3 protein-coding genes are annotated in these 1,048 nt (G+C 58.4%); all 3 read left to right on the top strand.

Going from position 1 to position 1,048, the window contains the following annotated elements:
• Window positions 1-519 (top strand): transposase (locus VQ044_RS25320; protein ID WP_331827908.1); only part of this gene is annotated, 519 nt, incomplete at its 5' end.
• Between the two features lie 126 nt (window positions 520-645).
• The gene (locus VQ044_RS25315) at window positions 646-975 is read left to right on the top strand and encodes a hypothetical protein (RefSeq protein ID WP_327650440.1); all 330 of its coding nucleotides are present in this window, start codon (window positions 646-648) and stop codon (window positions 973-975) included.
• On the top strand, window positions 944-1,048 hold a 105-nt coding region (locus VQ044_RS25310), incomplete at its 3' end, for a transposase (RefSeq protein ID WP_331827909.1). The genes VQ044_RS25315 and VQ044_RS25310, both read left to right, overlap by 32 nt.

The raw sequence follows: 1,048 nt of genomic DNA, 5'->3' as shown, positions 1-1,048 counted from the left end.
AACCATGTCGTGCGCCTCTATACCAGCTTCCACTACCGGGCGAAGAGTTGGTCAAAGGCCCGCCGCATAGTGGCGAAGGTCGAGTTCCATCCTGGTGATTTGTTCCCGACGGTCGGCTTCATAGTTACAAATCGAAGCCTGCCGAATGAACGGGTGCTGACCTTCTACAACGGGCGGGGCACCGCAGAGCAGCACATCAAGGAGGGCAAATACGCGCTCAAATGGACACGGCTGTCGTGTATGCGGTTCGCGGCAAATGCTGTGCGGCTCCAGCTTCACGCTCTGGCCTACAATCTGGCCAACTTCCTGCGGACAACGGCGACGCCCGAACTGATCGAGCGCTGGTCTCTGACCTCCCTGCGCGAACGCCTGATCAAGACCGGGGCGCGCCTGGTGCGCCATGGCCGCTACGCTATCTTCCAGATGGCCGAGGTCGCCATCCCGCGCGATGTCTTCGCCGCCATCCTAAACATGATCAACACCCTGCGAGGGCCACCACCAGGAGCAACGTGCGCATGACCGGAACCAAAGCCAAATCCACGATATCAAACACCGGCGGCGGGAAAACTGTGTCCGGGCATGGTCAAATCACGTCTCTGGGTGCCAAAATAACCGACTTGGCGCCGCCTCTNGAGCAACGTGCGCATGACCGGAACCAAAGCCAAATCCACGATATCAAACACCGGCGGCGGGAAAACTGTGTCCGGGCATGGTCAAATCACGTCTCTGGGTGCCAAAATAACCGACTTGGCGCCGCCTCTTATCAATATGCAGCGGCCAGAGCGAGTCAAAGCCGACAAAAGGCTTGGCGAACCGCTTTGGGTGCTATTACCATGCCGAAAGGTGATCCAAATGGGGAATGCCGGGTTAGACTTCGCCCTGGCCATCATGGACTTGCATCGGAAAAGTGGAGAGTTCCCAATGAAGGACGAGGAACTCCGCGATGCAAAAGAGACGATTTACGAAAGAATTTGAAGCCGAGGCCGTTCGGCTGGTGCAGAGCAGTGGGCGCACGCAGCGCGAGGTCGCCGACGATCTTGGGATCGGG

The sequence above is a fragment of the Aurantimonas sp. C2-5-R2 genome (assembly GCF_036549495.1).
GTDB classification, from domain to species: Bacteria; Pseudomonadota; Alphaproteobacteria; order Rhizobiales; family Rhizobiaceae; genus Aurantimonas; species Aurantimonas coralicida_A.
This window is presented reverse-complemented; position numbering and strand designations above follow the sequence as displayed.

Bases quoted from the DNA above. Each gene is read 5' to 3' on its own strand.
- VQ044_RS25315 (WP_327650440.1), top strand. From the start codon at position 646: ATGACCGGAACCAAAGCCAAATCCACGATATCAAACACCGGCGGCGGG.